Source organism: Gordonia aurantiaca (genome assembly GCF_039939235.1).
In the GTDB taxonomy this organism is placed as follows: domain Bacteria; phylum Actinomycetota; class Actinomycetes; order Mycobacteriales; family Mycobacteriaceae; genus Gordonia.
The window spans coordinates 396,472-414,498 of sequence record NZ_JBDUUF010000002.1 but is presented as its reverse complement, the minus strand read 5'-3'; the positions used below and the strand labels follow the sequence as shown (position 1 = coordinate 414,498).

General features: G+C 70.1%; 15 protein-coding genes. 4 read left to right on the top strand and 11 right to left on the bottom strand.

The genetic code is table 11. From position 1 onward, the window contains the following. Positions 1-9 precede the first annotated feature (9 nt). Positions 10-1,389: a threonine ammonia-lyase IlvA gene (gene ilvA, locus ABFT43_RS06875; protein ID WP_347959621.1), complete on the bottom strand. Its 1,380-nt coding sequence runs from the start codon at positions 1,387-1,389 to the stop codon at positions 10-12. A 176-nt stretch (positions 1,390-1,565) separates the two neighbouring features. Between ilvA and ABFT43_RS06870 the strand changes: the two genes are divergently transcribed. Continuing rightward, entirely contained in the window at positions 1,566-2,549 is a 984-nt protein-coding gene (locus tag ABFT43_RS06870) for an SMP-30/gluconolactonase/LRE family protein (RefSeq protein ID WP_457590107.1), read from the top strand. On the opposite strand, the gene ABFT43_RS06865 is transcribed toward ABFT43_RS06870, so the two are convergent. From ABFT43_RS06865 to lspA, 5 genes are all read right to left on the bottom strand, one after another. Continuing rightward, positions 2,492-2,761 carry a hypothetical protein gene (locus ABFT43_RS06865; protein ID WP_347959620.1) on the bottom strand — a complete coding sequence of 90 codons (270 nt, stop codon included), beginning with the start codon at positions 2,759-2,761 and terminating at the stop codon, positions 2,492-2,494. The two genes, ABFT43_RS06870 and ABFT43_RS06865, sit on opposite strands and share 58 nt — an antisense overlap. A 111-nt stretch (positions 2,762-2,872) precedes the next feature. Continuing rightward, entirely contained in the window at positions 2,873-6,424 is a 3,552-nt protein-coding gene (gene dnaE / locus ABFT43_RS06860) for a DNA polymerase III subunit alpha (RefSeq protein WP_347959619.1), read from the bottom strand. Positions 6,425-6,571: 147 nt separating this feature from the next. Beyond that, positions 6,572-8,161 (bottom strand): serine/threonine-protein kinase, encoded by a 1,590-nt coding sequence (locus tag ABFT43_RS06855; RefSeq protein ID WP_347959618.1) that lies wholly within the window; start codon positions 8,159-8,161, stop codon positions 6,572-6,574. A gap of 99 nt (positions 8,162-8,260) precedes the next feature. Further along, positions 8,261-9,187, bottom strand: a complete 927-nt coding sequence (locus ABFT43_RS06850; protein WP_347959617.1) for an RluA family pseudouridine synthase — start codon at positions 9,185-9,187, stop codon at positions 8,261-8,263. Beyond that, entirely contained in the window at positions 9,180-10,007 is an 828-nt protein-coding gene (gene lspA, locus ABFT43_RS06845) for a signal peptidase II (protein ID WP_457590106.1), read from the bottom strand. Before lspA ends, ABFT43_RS06850 begins: the two co-directional genes overlap by 8 nt. Here lspA and ABFT43_RS06840 point away from each other — a divergent pair. Continuing rightward, positions 9,973-10,914 (top strand): hypothetical protein, encoded by a 942-nt coding sequence (locus tag ABFT43_RS06840; RefSeq protein WP_347959615.1) that lies wholly within the window; start codon positions 9,973-9,975, stop codon positions 10,912-10,914. The two genes, lspA and ABFT43_RS06840, sit on opposite strands and share 35 nt — an antisense overlap. A 38-nt stretch (positions 10,915-10,952) precedes the next feature. On the opposite strand, the gene ABFT43_RS06835 is transcribed toward ABFT43_RS06840, so the two are convergent. Then, entirely contained in the window at positions 10,953-11,471 is a 519-nt protein-coding gene (locus ABFT43_RS06835; protein ID WP_347959755.1) for a hypothetical protein, read from the bottom strand. Positions 11,472-11,752: 281 nt separating this feature from the next. Between ABFT43_RS06835 and ABFT43_RS06830 the strand changes: the two genes are divergently transcribed. Continuing rightward, positions 11,753-12,721: an asparaginase gene (locus ABFT43_RS06830; protein ID WP_347959614.1), complete on the top strand. Its 969-nt coding sequence runs from the start codon at positions 11,753-11,755 to the stop codon at positions 12,719-12,721. A 57-nt stretch (positions 12,722-12,778) separates the two neighbouring features. Here ABFT43_RS06830 and ABFT43_RS06825 read toward each other — a convergent pair whose 3' ends face one another. Together ABFT43_RS06825 and ABFT43_RS06820 are read right to left on the bottom strand one after the other, a co-directional pair. Continuing rightward, positions 12,779-14,212 carry a DNA polymerase IV gene (locus ABFT43_RS06825; protein ID WP_457590113.1) on the bottom strand — a complete coding sequence of 478 codons (1,434 nt, stop codon included), beginning with the start codon at positions 14,210-14,212 and terminating at the stop codon, positions 12,779-12,781. 155 nt (positions 14,213-14,367) lie between these two features. Beyond that, entirely contained in the window at positions 14,368-14,823 is a 456-nt protein-coding gene (locus tag ABFT43_RS06820; RefSeq protein ID WP_347959612.1) for a nitroreductase/quinone reductase family protein, read from the bottom strand. A gap of 128 nt (positions 14,824-14,951) precedes the next feature. Between ABFT43_RS06820 and ABFT43_RS06815 the strand changes: the two genes are divergently transcribed. Beyond that, complete coding sequence (locus ABFT43_RS06815; RefSeq protein ID WP_347959611.1) at positions 14,952-15,644, top strand: TetR/AcrR family transcriptional regulator; 693 nt, start codon at positions 14,952-14,954, stop codon at positions 15,642-15,644. A 180-nt stretch (positions 15,645-15,824) separates the two neighbouring features. On the opposite strand, the gene sigJ is transcribed toward ABFT43_RS06815, so the two are convergent. After that, on the bottom strand, positions 15,825-16,760 hold the full coding sequence (gene sigJ / locus ABFT43_RS06810) for an RNA polymerase sigma factor SigJ (RefSeq protein ID WP_347959610.1): 936 nt from the start codon (positions 16,758-16,760) through the stop codon (positions 15,825-15,827). Continuing rightward, complete coding sequence (locus ABFT43_RS06805; RefSeq protein ID WP_347959609.1) at positions 16,757-17,947, bottom strand: NAD(P)/FAD-dependent oxidoreductase; 1,191 nt, start codon at positions 17,945-17,947, stop codon at positions 16,757-16,759. The genes sigJ and ABFT43_RS06805 overlap by 4 nt, the downstream gene beginning before the upstream one ends. Between the last annotated feature and the right edge of the window lie 80 nt (positions 17,948-18,027).

The following is an 18,027-nucleotide window of genomic DNA, read 5'->3' as shown; positions in this document are numbered from 1 at the left end:
GGTCTGCGGTCAGGTCAGGTACTCGTAGGCCGGCGATCCGGGCTCGAGCCGCTCACAGTGCAGCCTCGAGTGTGCCATCCGTTCGAGGAGGGCGCCGAGGTCGTCGGGTCGGCCGAGCTCGATGCCCACGAGCGCGGCGCCGGTCTCCCGGTTGTTGCGCTTGACGTACTCGAACAGCGTGATGTCGTCGTCCGGGCCGAGCACCTCGTCGAGGAATCGACGCAGCGCGCCGGGCTCCTGAGGGAAGTCGACGAGGAAGTAGTGCTTGAGGCCGCGGTGGACCAGCGAGCGTTCGATGATCTCGCCGTATCGCGACACGTCGTTGTTGCCACCGGAGACCAGGCACACCACGGTCGCGCCGGCCGGCAGGTCGAGCTTGTCGAGCGCGGTGACCGCGAGGGCGCCCGCGGGTTCGGCGATGATGCCCTCGTTCTGGTACAGCTCGAGCATCGCCGAGCAGATCGCGCCCTCGTCGACGTGCATGATGTGCGCCGAACCGGGCTTCGGGGCAACCGGGGCGTCGGGCACGATCACCGCCTGCGGGGTGTCGGTGATCGAGGACAGGATCGGATGGTCGCTGACCCCGGCGCCGAGGTCGGCCATCACGCGGTGCCCGATGGCACCGATCCGCTTGACCGCCGCGCCGTCGACGAACGGGTCGATCTCGTCGAGGGTCACCGGTCCGCCGTTGACCAGCGCCGCGGTCAGCGAGACCGCACCGGTCGGTTCGACGCCGACGATCGCGACCTCCTCGGACACGCCGCGCAGGTAGGTGGCCATGCCGGCGAGGCAGCCACCACCGCCGACGGGCGCGACCACCACGTCGGGCACCCGCCCGAGCTGCTCGACGATCTCGCGGGCGATGGTGCCCTGACCGGCCGCGGTGCGCGGGTCGTCGAAGGCGTGGATCCAGCTGGCCCCGGTGCGCATGACGTCGGCCTGTGCGGCGGCGGCCGCGGCGTCGTAGGTCTCACCGATGGCCAGGAGTTCGACGTAGTCGCCGCCGTGCCAGCGGATTCGGTCCCGCTTCTGCTTGGGCGTGGTGGTGGGGACGTAGATGCGTCCATGCACCTTCATGGACTTGCACGCGAACGCGACGCCCTGCGCGTGGTTGCCCGCGCTGGCGGCCACGACACCCCGGGCGAGCTCCTCCTCGGAGAGCTGGGCCATCACGTTGTAGGCCCCGCGCAGCTTGTACGAGCGGACCGCCTGCAGGTCCTCGCGCTTGAGGTAGATCTCCGCGCCCGAGGCCGATAGTCGCGGGCAGTGGTCGAGCGGGGTGCGCGCCACCGCCGGGGCGATTCGGGCCGACGCCGCCTCGATGCTGTCGACGGACAGCGTCGGACCGTGATGATGGACCTGGGCGTCGTGCGTACTCACGGATTCCATGTTCTCACTGCACGCGCACCCGATTTCTGCCCGGGTGCGTCGACCCGGCGGTAGCGGGTGTGCTCCACACGTGTTCGATGCCCGGCGAATGGGTATCCCGACGAAGCCACGACGCCGGACCCTGCGCCCACACCGGGCGAGGTGTGCCGACGACCCGCCACCTCCAGGGAGCAGCCATGCGTATCCGGCCCATGAGAACCCACCGGCGCCGTCCGCGCCTCATCCGGGTCACCGCCGTCGCGGCCGCGGTCGGCGTCGCCGCCGGCCTCACGTCGGTGGGCGGCGCGGCACCGGCCGCCGCGGCTCCGTGTCCGGGCGCGGCACCTGCACGACCGGTCGGAGTCGTGCCGGGCGCGGCACTCGAGGGACTCACCGTCGATGCCGCGGGACGCCTCTACACGACAGACCTGGTCAGCGGGCGGGTGTTCCGGCTGACACGCCCCGGCGCGCCCGCCGTCCCGATCGCCCGGGTGCCCGGCGGCAGCGGCGCGGGTGCGCTCGCGTGGACACCGGACGGCACGCTGCTCGTCGGTTACGGCGCCGATCCCTGGGTCGTCGTCGGCGACGTGCTGCGGCATGCGTCGATCGGACGGCTCGACGTGAACTCCCGCACGTTCCGACCGTGGGTCACCGGGCTGTCCGCGGCGAACGGGATGGACGTCTCGGCACGCGGAAATGTATACGCCACCAACGACTTCGGAAATCTCATCGGGCGGGTGACGCCGAACGGCGCGGTGAACGCGGCCTGGGGTCGGCTGCCGAGCGCCAACGGCGCGGTCCTCGGCAGCGACGACGCCTGGCTGTACGTGTCGCGGACCTTCGTGAATCCCGGGGTCAGCCGCATCTCGACGACCGACCCGCGGGTCGTGCAGAGCCTGCTCGGGGCGGGAGCTCCGTCGACCCCGGACGGCCTGACCCTGGATTCGCGCAACCGGCCGATCGTGCCGTTCAACGCGACCGGCGAGATCGTGCGGATCACCTCACCGGGACGCTATTGCGTGCTCGCGAGCGGACTGCCGACGTCGAGCGTGGTCTCCTACGGCCGTGGCACACAGGGCTTCTCGGCGGGAAGGCTGTTCCGCGCCGGCTTCGACGGCCGGATCTACGAGATCCCGGGCGGATTCGACCGGGACGCCACGGCCGCCTTTCCCGCCAGATAGCGTTCGCCCCACCACACGGCGAGCACGACGACCGCCGACACCCAGGCCGCGGCCTGCGCTGAGGAGAAGAGCACAAGGGTCACCAGCGCGGCGACCACACCGGCCACGACCGCGTGCGCCTTGTGGGCGGGCCAGCGGACGCCGAAGACCTCGACCGTGCTGCGCACGGGTCGAACCGGACGGTGCGCGTTGATGCCGATCATCGCGGTCATCAGCGGACCCTCCCTTCGCCGATCACGCCGTGGAACTGGACGTGTCGATGAGTATAGCGCTAAGCGAAGGAAAATGTTCGGGTCCCCGAAACCCTGGTGTCGGCTCTCCTGTCAGCCGAGGCAGCTCGGTCCGAGCAGCGCCTTCAGGTCGCCCATCAGCGCGGAGCTCGGGGCGACGCGCAGCGACTCGGTCAGCTTGAGCTGGGTCTGCTTCTTGTCGCTGACCAGCGTGACGTGCACATCGGCCATACCCGGGTGCCGGGTGAGGACCTGCTTGAGCGCCTGCACCCGGTCTGGGGTGCACAGCCGGGCCGACAGTGTCAGCGACACCGGCTTGGTGGCACCCGCGGTCTCGAGGTCGGGGACGGCGAGATCGTTGGCGCTGATCATCATGCTGTCCTCGCGCATGTTCACGCGCGCCTTGATGAGCACGATGTTGTCGGCCACGATGTCCATCCCGTACGCCATGTAGGCGCGCGGGAAGAAGTACACCTCCACGCCACCGACCATGTCCTCGAGGGTGACCGCGGCCCACGGCTCGCCCTTCTTGTTCACGCGGCGGGTCACCGACGAGATGATGCCGCCGATGGTGATCTGGGCGCCGTCGGAGATGTTGCCCTCGAGCAGCTGGCTGATCGAGGTGTCGGTGTGCGCGGCGATGGCGTGCTCGACGCCCGCCAGCGGATGCCCGGAGACATAGAGGCCCAGCATCTCCCGCTCGATCGCGAGCTTGTGCTTGGTGTCCCACTCCTCGTCGGGCACCTTGACCGCGAAGACCTCGTCGAGCCCCAGGTCGGCGGCCTCGTCGTCGCCTCCCCCACCGAACAGGTCGAACTGGCCGATCGCCTCGGCCTTCTTGGTGCCGAGCACCGATTCGACGGCCTCGCCGTGGACGAGGAACAGGCCCTTGCGCGGATGACCGAGCGAGTCGAAAGCACCGGCCTTGATCAGCGATTCCGTCACCTTCTTGTTGCAGGCGGTCACGTCGATCTTGCCGAGGTAATCGGAGAAGCTGGTGAACTTTCCCTTCTCCTCACGCGCCCGGATGATCGCGTCGACCACACCCGAACCGACGTTGCGGATGGCGGCGAGGCCGAAGCGGATGTCCGCCCCGACCGCGGCGAAGTTCGGCTGCGACTCGTTGACGTCCGGCGGGAGCACCGTGATGCCGAGCTTGCGACAGTCGGCCAGGTAGATGGCGGCCTTGTCCTTGTCGTCGCCGACCGAGGTGAGCAGGCCCGCCATGTACTCGGCCGGGTAGTTGGCCTTCAGGTAGGCGGTCCAGAACGACACCAGGCCGTAGCCCGCGGCGTGCGACTTGTTGAACGCGTAGCCGGCGAAGGGCAACACGGTGTCCCACAGGGCGGTGATCGCCTCTTGCGAGAAGCCATTCTTGCGCATGCCCTCGGCGAAGCCGTCGTAGGCCTCGTCGAGGATCTCCTTCTTCTTCTTGCCCATCGCTCGACGGAGCAGGTCTGCTTGTCCGAGCGAGTAGCCGGCGACCTTCTGAGCGATCTGCATGATCTGCTCTTGATAGACGATGAGGCCGTAGGTCTCCGACAGGATCTCCTTGAGCGGTTCCTCCAGCTCCGGATGGATCGGCCGGATCTCCTGCAGACCGTTCTTGCGCTTGGCGTAGTCGGTGTGGGCGTTCACACCCATCGGACCCGGCCGGTACAGCGCGAGGACGGCCACGATGTCCTCGAAGCCGGTGGGCTGCATCATCTTCAGCAGCTCGCGCATGGCCGCGCCGTCGAGCTGGAACACGCCGAGCGTGTCACCGCGCGCCAGCAGTTCGTAGGTCTTCGGGTCGTCGAGCGGCAGCTCCTCGAGGTTGAGGTCGATGCCGCGGTTCTTCTTGATGTTCTCGAGGGCGTCACCGATGACGGTGAGGTTGCGCAGGCCCAGGAAGTCCATCTTCAGCAGGCCGATGGCCTCACACGACGGGTAGTCCCAGCCGGTGATGATCGCGCCGTCCTGCGCGCGCTTCCACACCGGGATGGCGTCGGTGAGCGGCTCGCTCGACATGATGACCGCACACGCGTGCACGCCCGCGTTGCGGATCAGGCCCTCGAGACCGAGCGCGGTGTCGTAGATTTTCTTGACGTCCGGGTCGGTCTCGATGAGTGTGCGGACCTCGGCGGCCTCGCCGTAGCGCTCGTGCTCGGGGTTGGTGATGCCCCAGACCGGGATGTCCTTGGCCATGATGGGCGGCGGCAGCGCCTTGGTGATGCGGTCGGCGATCGCGAAACCGGGCTGGCCGAACTGGACGCGGGCGGAGTCCTTGATGGCCGCCTTCGTCTTGATGGTGCCGAACGTGATGACCTGGGCGACCTTGTCCTTGCCCCAGCGTTCGGTGGCGTAGCGGACCATCTCACCACGCCGGCGATCGTCGAAGTCGATGTCGATGTCGGGCATCGACACACGTTCGGGGTTGAGGAATCGCTCGAACAGCAGTCCGTGCGGGATCGGATCGATGTTGGTGATGCCCAGCGCCCAGGCGACCAGCGAACCGGCCGCCGAACCACGGCCCGGGCCGACGCGGATGCCGACCTCCTGGGCATGGCGGATCAGGTCGCCGACGACGAGGAAGTACGCCGGGAAGCCCATCTGGATGATGACGTCGAGCTCGTAATGCGCACGCTCGAGGTACTCCCGCGGGACCTCCCGGCCGGGGAAGCGGCGTTCCTGCAGACCGCGGAGGACCTCCTTGCGCAGGAACGACTCCTGCGTCTCCCCCTCGGGCACCGGGAAGATCGGCATCCGGTCACGGTGGGTGAAGACGTCCTTGTACGACTGGACGCGCTCGGCGATCTCGAGGGTCGTGTCGCAGGCGCCGGGGACCACCGAATCCCACTGCAGGCGCATCTCCTCGGCCGACTTCAGGTAGTAGCCGTCGCCGTCGAACTTGAAACGGGTCGGGTCGGAGAGCGTCTTGCCGGTCTGGACACACAGGAGCGCCTCGTGCGCGGCGGCGTCCTCCTTGACCACATAGTGGCAGTCGTTCGTGACGACCGGCTTGATGCCGAGCTTGCGGCCGATCTCGAGCAGGCCGTCGCGGACTCGGCGCTCGATCTCGAGGCCGTGCTCCATCAGCTCGAGGTAGAAGTTCTCCTTGCCGAAGATGTCCTGCCACTTGGCCGCCGCCTCGAGGGCCTCGCGGTCGTGACCGAGGCGTAGGCGCGTCTGCACCTCGCCCGACGGGCAGCCGGTGGTCGCGATGATGCCCTCGGCGTACTCGGCGATCAGTTCGGCGTCCATACGCGCCCACTTGCCGAGCTGACCCTCGATGGAGGCGAGCGAGGAGAGCTTGAACAGGTTCCGCAGGCCGGTCGCGTTCTCGGCGACCATCGTCATGTGGGTGTAGGCGCCCGAGCCCGACACGTCGTCGGACTTCTGCTCGCGGGTACCCCACTGGACGCGCTTGGTGTCGAAGCGCGAGCCCGGCGCGATGTAGGCCTCGATGCCGATGATCGGCTTGATGTCGTTCTTGACGGCGGTGTTGTAGAACTCGCTGGCGCCGAACATGTTTCCGTGGTCGGTCATGCCGATCGCCGTCATCCCCAGCCGTTTGGCCTCGGCGAACAGCGGTGACACCTTGGCCGCACCGTCGAGCATCGAGTACTCGGTGTGGTTGTGCAGGTGTACGAACGAGCCCGTCACTGTGCCTCTTCTTGATCGTTGCCGTCTGCGGTGGATTCCGGTCCACTCTAGGCGCGCACCCCGACACCCACTCGGAGGCACTCCGGACAGTGACGAATGGGACACCTGTGACGGTGCGCGACCTCACCTGATGCCGATCGCACGCGATCAGATGGCGATCGCGAACACCACGACCACTCCGATCAGGAGCACGACGCCGGCGACCGCGAGGCCGATCGGGAGGACGTTCGATCCGCTCTCCGACGTGCCGTGCGGGCCGGCGGATCGCAGGTGATCGTTGGTCTGTCGCTGCAGGTTGGTGGGCGGACGCTGCCAGACCGACGGGTCGGCGCCGGTCTGCGGCGTCTGCGGTGCCGGGGTCTGCGGTGCCGGGGTCTGCGGTGTCTGGGTCTGCGGTGTCTGGGTCTGCGGTGCCGGGGTCTGCGGTGCCGGCGGTCGAGACGGACCGGGCGTCGGGGGCGTCGGATACGGCCCGGGCCGCGGAGGTGTCGCCGGTGTTCCCTGGGACCGCCCGGAACCACCTCCGGGGGCGCGGGGCGGCATGTCCGCGGGCCGGGTTTCGTACCAGGCCGCCGGCGCACGGGACGGTGGTGCGGAGGGGGTCGGCCGGTGCGGGGTCGGAGGATTCGGGGTCGGAGGGTGCGGGGTCGGCGGGGGCGGGCGCAGGGCTCCCGGAACCCGCGGCGGCGGTGGCGGCGGCGGCGGGGGCGATGGTGGCGGGGGCACCGCGCGGCGGGGTCGGCCCGGTGCGGCGGCGTGACCGCGAGCGGACATCGTCTCGGCGTCCACCCCGGCACCGCGATCGACTCCCGGCAGGGTTCTGGCGAGGTCCACGGGCGCCTTCCCCGACGCGGGTTGGTCCGCGCGCAGTGCGGCCGCGAGCTCGTCGGCGAACTCGCGGCAGTTCGCGAATCGCTCGTCGGGGGTCTTGGCCATCGCCCTGGCGATCACCGCGTCCGCCGCGGCCGGGATGCCGGAGGCCATCTCGGAGACCCTCGGCACCGGCTGCTTGAGGTGGGCGCCGATGACCTTGCCCGTCTCCCGGTCGTCGAACGGCACGCGGCCGGTGAGCAGGTGGAATGCCGAGGCGGCGAGTGAGTACTGGTCGCTGCGGCCATCGAGGGTGCGCCCCATGAGCTGTTCGGGCGAGGCGTAGGACAGGGTCGCCAGCACGGTGCCGACCGAGGTCAGGGCCTCGGTCTCGTCGGAGATCTTGGCGACCCCGAAGTCGGTGAGCAGGACCCGCTGCTCGTCGAATGGCGTGTCCTCGTCGACCTCGGCGAGCAGGATGTTGCCGGGTTTGACGTCGCGGTGGGTGAGGCCGCGCCGGTTGGCGTGGTCGATCCCGCGCGCGACCTGGGAGACGACGTGCGCGACCCGGGCCGGCGTGAACCGCCCGGTCGCGTGGAGTTCGCGGGCACAGTCCGTGCCCGGCACGTACTGCATCGCGATCCAGAGCACGTCGGACCGCCCCGCGGCCGACGACGGCACGGTCGCCCGGCCGCGGTTGTGCACGGCGACGATGTTCGGGTGGTCGAGCGTCGACGCCACCTCGGCCTCGCGCAGGAAGCGACGCCGGAAGTTGTTGTCGGTCAGGCCCGCCGACTCCTTGAGGACCTTCAAGGCGTCGTACCTGGGCAGTTCGGGATGGCGCGCCAGGAAGACCGCGCCCATGCCTCCGCTGCCGAGAAGCCGTTCCACGCGGTACCCGGCGATCAGCGTTCCAGGCTCGAACACTCTCTCAATCTAGGCGGTTTCACCGGCCGTGTCGCCGGTGATCTGCGCAGAGACGGTGGCGGGATCACCGGTCGGCCGGGCGTGAGCGCGCGCCGGGACCTACGTGTCGCGCAGGACGTCGAGCGCGTGCTGCAGGTCCGCGGGATACGACGAGGTGAACTCGACCGTACGGCCGTCGGCCGGGTGCGCGAACCGCAGTGCCCGCGCGTGCAGCCACTGCCGCTCGAGTCCGAGCTTCTTCGCGAGCACGGGGTCGGCTCCGTAGGTGGCGTCGCCGCAGCACGGATGGTGCAGCGCCGAGAAGTGGACGCGGATCTGGTGGGTGCGCCCGGTCTCGAGGTGCACGTCGAGCAGCGACGCGGCCGCGAACATCTCGAGGGTGTCGTAGTGGGTGACGCTCGGCTTGCCGTTGGCGGTGACCGCGAACTTCCAGTCCGCGCCGCGGTGACGGCCGATCGGGGCGTCGATGGTGCCCGACGGCGGATCGAGGTGTCCCTGGACCAGGGCGTGATAGCGCTTGTCGACGGTGCGTTCCTTGAACGCCCGCTTGAGCAGCGTGTAGGCGCGTTCGGAGGCGGCCACCACCATCACGCCGGAGGTGCCGACGTCCAGTCGGTGCACGATGCCCTGCCGTTCGTGGGCGCCCGAGGTCGAGATGCGGAACCCGGCGGCCGCGAGGGCACCGATGACCGTGGGGCCGCTCCATCCGAGCGACGGGTGCGCGGCCACGCCGACCGGCTTGTCGACGACCACGATGTCGGAGTCGTGGTAGATGACGTCGAGGTTCTCCACCGGCGTCGGCTCGATACGCAACGGCTCCTCGGGCTCGGGCAGCGTCACGTGGAGCAGACTGCCCGCGCTGAGCTTGTGCGACTTGCCCACCGCCACGCCGTCGACGAGGACGTCGCCGTCCTCGGCGAGCGCGGCGACGACGGTCCGGGACAGGCCGAGCATCCGGGAGACGCCGGCATCGACGCGCATGCCGTCGAGGCCGTCCGGGACCGGGACGACACGTGACTCACGCATCGGCGCCACCTCCGGTGGCGTTCTCCGGCCGCTCCCGAGCCGGGCCGTCGGGGTCGGTTCTGTCGGGGTCGGTTATGTCGGGGTCGGTCCTGTGGGTCACCGGGGCGTGGTCGTTCACTCCCCCGCCCTTCGGGTTCTCGTGTTCTGCGTCATCGCAATCCTTCTCGCTCTTCGCGGCCGCGGTCTCACCGCCGGCGGCGTCGTGGTCGTGGCGGGCCGCCCACCCGCTGCGCGTGCCGTCGTAGTCGAAACCCAGCGCCGAGAGCACCACCAGCAGGATCGCGCCGCACACGACCGCGGAGTCGGCGACGTTGAACACCGGCCACCAGCCGACCGAGATGAAGTCGACGACGTGCCCCTGGAACGGCTTCGGGGCACGGAAGATCCGGTCGATCAGGTTGCCGACGGCGCCGCCGAGCACCAGTGCGAGGCCGACGGCCCACCACCAGGACTTCAGGCGGCTGCTGTATCGGATGATGACCACGACGACGACCAGCGCGATGACCGACAGCACCCAGGTGTACCCCGAGGCCAGGGAGAACGCGGCGCCACTGTTACGGACAAGCCGCAGGGTGACGACGTCGCCGATGATCTCGACGGGCCGCTGCGGGTCAAGGGTCGCGACCGCGATCGTCTTGGTGAGCAGGTCGAGACCCATCACGACGAGGGCGACACCGAGCACCGCGAGCGTCACCTTGGCGAACCGACGTCCGTTCTCGGACTCGGTCAGGGGTTGGTCAGCCACAGGGTCATTGTCCACGACCCGTGGAATACGCTGGCTACCCGTGTCCACGCATCGTCGTCTCCGCCGCTCTGTCATCACGTCGTGCGCCGTGATCGCCGCGACATCCCTGCTGGTGGCGGGGTGTTCATCGGACTCCGACGGCGCGGCGCCGAGTTCGGCCGCCGCCGGCGGGTGTGTGACCGGATCGCCGTCGCGGGACGCCGGTGCCGCACCGCTGCCGATCGCGCCGGCGAAGGTCACGGTCGTCGACGCCGGCACCGGGGAACGACGGGTGCCGACCGCGCGTCCGGATCTGGGGTCGGCCCAACAGGTCACGCTCGTGACGACCTCGCAGGCATCCTCCGCCGGATCGGCCGAGGCACAGACGGTCGAGACGCCGCTGACGGCCCGCTTCGTGTGTGACAAGCAGGCCGAGGTGGAGCTCGATCTCGGTACCGTGACCTCGCCGGACGCCCAGCTCAACGCACCGCTGGAGGCCATGTCCGGGACCCGGGGCGGCCTCACCCTCGGCGCCGGACTCGCCCCCGTCGCGGTGCGGCTCGCACCGCCCGAGGAGGCCGGCGAACAGGCACGACTGGCCGTCGAGCAGTCGATGGTGACGGCGCTGAACACCTCGATCACGCTGCCCACCGAGCCCATCGGGGTCGGCGCGCGCTGGCGGACCGAGCGCACGATCTCGGCCGCCGCGACGGTGACCCAGACGATCGACGCACGCCTGGCGGCCTGGGACGGCGACCGGCTGACGATCGAGTTCACCGCCGAGGAGACGCCGGTGAACTCGGTGTTCGCGATCCCGGGCAGCACCGACACCCTCACCATCAGCCGGTTCAGCTCGGAGGGCGGCGGCACCGTCGAGGTCGACCTCACCCGCGGTCTGCCCGTCGGCGGCGAGCTGACCTACTCCGGCGCCCGTGAGCTCGTGGGCGCCGACCCGGCGCGCCCCCTGGTACAGAAAACCGGGTTGACCGTCACCTGGAAGTGACGATCAACCCGGTTTCGTCCGCTGTGCGGATCAGCTGATCAGCTACCGGCCTTCTTCGAGGTGCCGGCACCCGCCGGAGTGCACATCGCGCTCTCGACCTGGTAGAGACCGAGCAGGTTGCAGACGGTCTCGTTCGACAGCTTCCAGCGGCCGTCGTCGTAGACGATGGTGGCCTCGGCATTGGTCGGCGGGTTGCCCGCGGTCTCGATGCGGACCTTCACGCGGGCCTTCTTCGGGCCGCTGCTGATGACCGGGTTGACCAGGATCCACTCGACGTCGGAGTTCTCCGCGCGGGCCTTGACCAGCTGGTCGAAGATCGCCGGGTCCTTCTCCGAGCCCTGGACCAGGTCGACCTTGTCCTTGCTCGGGATCTTCGGGTCGACGGCAGTGTCCACGAGTTCGTTGAGCGCGGCGATCGACGGCGGCTTGCTGCCGTTGGTGATCTCGGATTCGTTGTCGCCGGAACCGCTGCCCGCGCTGGCGGCGGCCGTGCTGGTCAGGGTCGGGGCGGGCGGGGCGTCATCGTCACCGCCGCCGCATGCGGCGACGCCGGTCATCAATGCTGCCGCGATCATGGTCGCGCCGAGAAACTTCCGATACTTCAACGATCTCCCTCACTGTGTCTGTGGACCCCGGGCACGCCGCAACAGCGCCGGCCCACGGTTGGTCGTCGTGGTCTGCCGGGATCGACCCAGGTCGGGCCGGCGCCCCGCCAGACAGCCCTCACCACTATGCCAAACAAAGCTGAGCGTTCCCGGCTCCACCACGACACTTCTGCGGGCGAATCACGCCGCCGGGTGCTTGACGCGGTCTCGCCCGGCCGTGAGGCTTGACCATCATGGCGGCACCCGACGCACCCGCAGCGACCGTACTCATCAGCACCGGCGGCACCATCGCCGCACGCACCACCTCCGACGGAGCGGTCCCGGAACTCGCCGCCGGTGACCTGCTGTCGGCGGCCGCCGATGCGGCCTCCTCCGGCGAGACCCCGTCCGGCGGAATCCGCACGGTCGACCTGATGTCGGTGGACAGCTCGGCGATGACCGTCGCCGACCAGTTCGCGGTCGTGCGGGCGATCGACGAGGCGCTCGCCGACCCGACGATCGCCGGTGTGGTGGTCACCCACGGCACCGACACGATGGAGGAGACCGCCTTCCTCGCCGACCTGTACTGCAGCGACCCGCGGCCGGTCGTCTTCACCGGCGCACAGCTGCCCGCCGACCACCCGGACGCCGACGGTCCGTCGAATCTGGCGGCAGCACTGGCCACCGTGCACGATCCCGCGGCGCGGGGCCGCGGGGTGCAGGTGGTGGCCGGTGGGCGCGTCCTGCCGGCGCGCGGCCTGTTCAAGGTGTCGACCACCGCTACGGCGGCCTTCGACTCGGTGCGGACCGATCTGCCGCGCCCGGTTCTCGACGACATCCCGCTCGGCCGTACCGCCCGGGTCGACATGTTCGCCCTCTATCCCGGGGTGTCGCCGGGTCTGATCGCCGCGGCGGTCGCCCAGAACGCGGCCGGGATCGTGCTCGCCGCAACGGGTTCGGGCAACACGCACCCGGACATCGTCGCCGAGGTCTCCCTCGCCGTCACACACGACGTCACCGTCGTCGTGACCAGCCGGGTGCCCTATGGCGAGGTGACCGCGACCTACGGCGGGGGTGGCGGCGCAGTCGATCTGAGCCGGGCCGGAGCGATCGTCTCGCCGTGGCTGCGGGCGCCGCAGGCACGGATGGCGCTCATCGCGCTGCTGACCGCACGGGCCGAGCCGGAGACCATCGCCGAGTTCTTCCACGCGTCCGGGGACTGAACCCCCTCGGCCACAACGTCCGGGTGCCGGCCGCCGGTCCGGGCCGGTTGCGCGGTGTCAGGCGTCGGTGTCGTCCTTCTCGGCGGTGAGATCCCACTCGAGGCTGGCGAGCGGGTCGGCGGGACGCAGGTCCGGGTCGTCGACGGCGAACGTGCGGGTGCGTCCGGGTCCGGTGGTGCGGGTCTCGAAGCGCACCGTGACGACGCCGTGGCCGCTGCCCTGCACCCAACCGTGCCCGTATTCGGGGTGCCGCACGTCGGCACCGGGTGCGAACGGCGCGCGGCTCGCCGGGCCGCCGCCGGGCGCGAACCGCACCGGTTCGGGTGAGGTGGTGTCGGCGGTGGGGTCGTGCACGGTCTCCGACACCTCGACGACATCGCCGGAACCCGAGCCGCCGGCGTCGGTGGCCGTGTCGTGGTGCGTCAATTCTCCCGGCCCGGCGTCGAGGTCGTCGAACAGCGCGTACTGCTGTACCGCGGTGAGACCGGAGAAGCCCACGCCCACAAGACGTATCGCACCGACCGAGCGTGGGTCGAGGGCAAGTCGCTGGGCGGTGCGCTCGAGGTCGTCGAAATCGGTCGTGGCCGCCGCGGTGGTCGCCGAGCGGGTGAGGATCGACATGTCGGACCGTTTGAGTTTCAGCACCACGGTGCGGGCGCCGCGGCCGTCCTTGAGCAGCCGGCGATGCGCATCGCTCGCCGCTCGGCGGATGGCCCTGCGCAGCTCGTCGAGTTCGACGATGTCCTCCGCGAAGGTCGATTCGGCGCTGATCTGTTTCGCCGACGCACGTTCGGTGACCGGTCGGTCGTCTATGCCCTGGGCGAGACGATGCAGCGCCGGCCCGACCGTGCCGCCGAGGACGGACGCCACCTCGACCGTGGACATCGCGGCGAGGTCACCGATGGTGTTGATCCCCAGGCGCGCCAATCGGTCTCCCGACACCGGACCGATTCCCCACAGCTTGCGGACCGGCAGGCCGTGGAGGAACTCGAGCTGACCCGACGGCGGGATCACCATCACGCCATCGGGTTTCGCCATGCCGGAGGCGATCTTCGCGAGCTGCTTGCCGCTGCCGAGTCCCACCGACGCGGCGAGCCCGACCTCGGCTCGGATGCGGGCCCGCAGTTCCTCGGCGAAGGCGCGGGCGTCGGCGACGGTGGCGCCGACGAGTTCGGCGGGCTCGGCGAACGCCTCGTCGAACGAGAGTGTCTCGATGACCGGAACCGCTTCGCGCAGAATGCGGAACACGCGTCTGCTGACGACCCCGTAGACCGCGCCGCGCGGCGGCACGACGACCCCGGTCGGTCCGATCAGGCGTCGTGCCTGGTGCATGGGCATCGCCGATCGTGCCCCGAACACGCGGGCCTCATAGCTCGCCCCGGCGACCACCCCCCGGCCTCCGGACCCGCCGACGAGGACGGGCCGGCCGCGCAGGGTGGGCCGGGTGAGCTGTTCGACGGAGGCGAAGAACGCGTCCATGTCGAGGTGCATGACCCACCGCGAGCTGCGTTCCGAGTCGTCGCCGGCCGGGTCCGCGCCCGCCGGCCGGGTCCCCGCGACCCACCGCTGCGGAGCGGAACCGTCCGCAGTCGTCGGTTCGGAGTCCGGGCGTGCCACGCCTCGGAGTCTATTGGGCGGGACCGACCCTAGAGAGCGGGGCCGACGGCGAAGACGGGGATGGAGGCCGCGTGACGCACGAGTTCCTCGTCGGTGGGCTTCACGGGCAGACCCTCGGGCAGGAACCGACCGACCTCCCATCCCCACTTGCGCAGGTAGGTGGCGATGATCGGCGGTCGCTGCGCGGGGTCGAGTTCGGTCAGGGCCACCGTGCGACGCCTGCGGCCGCGTCGCAGTTCGACGGTGCCGGCGACCCGGGCGTTTCGCACCCACTGGGTGTTGCCGCGCGGCGACACCAGGTACTCGCGTCCGTCGATGGCCAGCAGGTTGACCGGGACGGTCTGCGGCCTGCCGGTGCGTCGCCCGGCGACGGTGAGATTCTGCGCGCCGGCGAGATTGACGCCCCGGTCGGCGAGCCAGCGGACGGCGCGGTTGAAGGCGGTGTCGGCGCCCTCCGGGGCGCGGTAGTGCGTGGTGGCGGTCATCTCTGGTGAACCCTTCCTCGGCTCGTCGTCCCTGCGTCACTTCGAGAGCACTGCTCTCGGTTTTGAGTGTGCACGAACACGCACCACAAATCAAGAGCACTGCTCTCGAAATGTGCGACGATCGGATCATGGCCAGGGGAAGCCGCGCGGAGAACCGCGCGAGGATGACCGAGGAGATACTCCGTCTGGGTCGCGAGCATCTCGCCACCCACGGCGCGGCGGGGCTGTCGTTGCGGGCGATCGCCCGGGAGATGGGAGTGGTGTCGTCGGCGGTGTACCGGTACGTGCCGAGCCGCGACGACCTGCTGACGATGCTGCTCGTCGAGGCCTACAACGACATCGCCGACACGATCGAGGCAGCGGTCGACGCCGTCGACGAAGCGCGACGGCGGGAGCGACTGCTCGTCGCCGCGGAGACCGCGCGGTCGTGGGCGCTCGCCGATCCCGCGCGCTGGGCACTGCTGTACGGCAGCCCGGTACCCGGGTACTCGGCGCCGGGCGACCAGACGACCGGGCCGGGCACCCGGGTCACCGCGCTGGTCCTGCGCGAGACCGCGTCCGCCCATGCCGAGGGCCTGCTGCGCGACGACCTGCCCGCTCCCCCAACGGAAGTCGCCGACGACATGGTCGCGATCCGCGACGAGTTCGGCATCGATGCCCCGGCGGCGGTGCTGGCCGCGTCGACGACGCTGTGGGCCGTGATGGTCGGCGCGATCAGTCTCGAGACCTTCGGCCAGTACGGCGCCGACACCTTCGCGCATCCTGGGTCGCTGTTCCGCATGCAGATGGAGATGACGCTGTCGGGACTGTTCCGGACCTGACTCTTCCGCGTCGCGATCCCCCGGGGTGATGTCGCACGCGACATCGCTCGGCGACACCGGCCGCCGTCGCGGATCCGCAGCGACGTCGGGTGCGACGTGAATCCGATCGGGGCAGGTCGGTGGTTCGGGCCGCCTGCCACGCTCCCGGTGACCGTGGCGCTCCCCTCGCGCGGAGGGGACCTACCGCGCGATCACCCGTGGCCGATCGAGGTGAGCGAGCTTGTCCGGGTTGCGCATGGCATAGATCTGCTGGATCACGCCGTCGACGATGTGCAGGGTGAACGTGCCGGCGAGTTCGCCGTCGATGTAGATCGCGACGCCGGGCTGGTTGTTGAACACCGCGGGTTCGAGGCGGTGGTCCATGTCCTTGCCCAGCCGCGCGAAACCGGCCAGCAGACGCGCCACCGCGAGCGCACCGTGGACCGGGCGGCGCACGGCCATCACCTTGCCGTCGCTGTCGGCGGTGAACCCGACCTCGGGTGCGAGCAGCTCGAGGAGCTTCTCGACGTCCCCGGACTCGGCCGCGGCGAGGAACGCGTCCACGGCTGCGGCGGCCCGATCGGCGTCCACCGGGTCGTATCGGGGGCGGCGCGCCTCCACGTGGTTGCGCGCCCGGTGGCCGATCTGACGAACCGTCGCAGCCGGTCTGGCGAGCATGTCCGCGATCTCGGTGTGCGAGAACCCGAAGACCTCGCGCAACACGAACACCGCACGTTCGTCGGGGCTCAACGACTCCAGGACGATCAGCATCGCCGTGGACACCGACTCGGCGAGCACCACGTCGTCGACGAGGTCCCGCTCGTCGAGCAGGATCGGCTCGGGCAGCCACGGCCCGACGTAGTCCTCGCGGCGTCGTGACCGCGACCGCAGCACGTTGAGCGCCTGGCGCGTCACGATCTTCGCGAGGTACGCCTTCGTGTCGTCGATGGCGGTGTCGTCGACCTCCGCCCACCGCAGGTAGCTGTCCTGTAGCACGTCATCGGCATCGGCGGCGGTCCCGACGATCTCGTAGGCCACGGTGAACAGCAGCGGCCGCAACTCGGCGAAACGCGCTGCGCGGCGGTCGGATTCACTGCTGTTCACCGTGACCTCGCCTCCTGCCGGCGCATTCGTCATCGCACGACCGGCTCGCGCTCGGCGGCCGCCTCACGTCCGCGGAACCAGCTGAACGCACCGGGGTGAGCGGCCTCGCGGCTGATGTTCCACACCGTACCGCGGCACACGAGTTCCTTGGTGAGAGCGGCCAGACGGCCGGTGACCACGGTGCGGGCCGGCGAATCGTCACGGCGGGTGAACTGCAGCGTGGCCGCGTGACGGCCGATGCTGGTGCATTGGGCGACGAAACCCTGGTCGACGGGATTCGGCCGCTCGTCGGCGATCCGCGCGAGCACCGCCTCGGCGGCCTGGGCGCCCAGTGGCTCCGCGGCCTGGCAGCTCAGGCGTAACGACCGGCCGGCGATCGCAACCGCGTCTCCCGCACCGAGGATCCGATCGTCGTCGATGCTGGTGAGTGTCACGTCTGCCTGCAGCCGCCCGATCCCGTCGGTGCTCAAGCCGCTCTCCGCGGCGAGGGCGGGCGCCTCGAATCCGGTCGCGAGGATCGTTGCCGCGCTGGGCAGGACGCGTTGTTCGCCGTCGATGGCGACAGTGACACTCCGCTCTGCTACGCCGACGACGCGTCCGTCTGCGACGACATCCACTCCGAGCCGGCGCAATTGCCGCTCCGTGGCCGCCCGTGCCCGCGCTCCCACAGATGCGGCGATTCCGCCGCCACCCACCAGGCGGACCGTGAGTCCGCGTTCGGTGAGTTCGGAGGCGACCTCCACCCCGGTCAGCCCACCGCCGACGACGGTGACCGTCTCTTCGGCGTCGACGGCCTCGAGGTGTTCACGAATCCGCTCCGCGTCCGACCAATCGGCGATGAAAAAGCCGTGTTCGGCGGCACCGGGGATGTCAGGCGCGCGGTGCCGGGTGCCGACCGCGTAGATCAGGTAGTCATAGTCGAGGCCGGCGCCCGACTGCAGTTCCACCCGCCGCCGTGCGACATCGATGCGGGTCGCGGTGTCGACGACGACGCTGACGTCCTCGTTGAGGACGTCGTCGAAGGAGATCATCGGGTCGCCGGTGCCCGACACCCACTGGTGCAGCCGGATGCGCTGCACGAAGAACGGCTGGGAATTGACGACCGTGACGTCCACATCCGGGTTGCGACGCAGCCGGTTGGCCGCCATCGTCCCGGCGTAGCCCGCGCCGAGGACGACGACCCGGGTACGGGCGATCGGGGTGATGTCAGATGTGTTCATCGTTCTGCCTTCCGTCGGTGTTCGAGGTGGTCATCCTCGAGACACCGACGGGAGGCAGAACGTGACAACCATCGCGATCT

Bases quoted from the DNA above. Each gene is read 5' to 3' on its own strand.
- ABFT43_RS06820 (WP_347959612.1), bottom strand. From the start codon at position 14,823: ATGACCGCCACCACGCACTACCGCGCCCCGGAGGGCGCCGACACCGCC.
- ABFT43_RS06865 (WP_347959620.1), bottom strand. From the start codon at position 2,761: ATGACCGCGATGATCGGCATCAACGCGCACCGTCCGGTTCGACCCGTG.
- ilvA (WP_347959621.1), bottom strand. From the start codon at position 1,389: ATGGAATCCGTGAGTACGCACGACGCCCAGGTCCATCATCACGGTCCG.
- lspA (WP_457590106.1), bottom strand. From the start codon at position 10,007: ATGACAGAGCGGCGGAGACGACGATGCGTGGACACGGGTAGCCAGCGT.
- sigJ (WP_347959610.1), bottom strand. From the start codon at position 16,760: ATGACGAATGCGCCGGCAGGAGGCGAGGTCACGGTGAACAGCAGTGAA.
- ABFT43_RS06830 (WP_347959614.1), top strand. From the start codon at position 11,753: ATGGCGGCACCCGACGCACCCGCAGCGACCGTACTCATCAGCACCGGC.
- ABFT43_RS06870 (WP_457590107.1), top strand. From the start codon at position 1,566: ATGCGTATCCGGCCCATGAGAACCCACCGGCGCCGTCCGCGCCTCATC.
- ABFT43_RS06805 (WP_347959609.1), bottom strand. From the start codon at position 17,947: ATGAACACATCTGACATCACCCCGATCGCCCGTACCCGGGTCGTCGTC.
- ABFT43_RS06850 (WP_347959617.1), bottom strand. From the start codon at position 9,187: ATGCGTGAGTCACGTGTCGTCCCGGTCCCGGACGGCCTCGACGGCATG.
- ABFT43_RS06815 (WP_347959611.1), top strand. From the start codon at position 14,952: ATGGCCAGGGGAAGCCGCGCGGAGAACCGCGCGAGGATGACCGAGGAG.
- ABFT43_RS06825 (WP_457590113.1), bottom strand. From the start codon at position 14,212: ATGCACCTCGACATGGACGCGTTCTTCGCCTCCGTCGAACAGCTCACC.
- ABFT43_RS06835 (WP_347959755.1), bottom strand. From the start codon at position 11,471: ATGACCGGCGTCGCCGCATGCGGCGGCGGTGACGATGACGCCCCGCCC.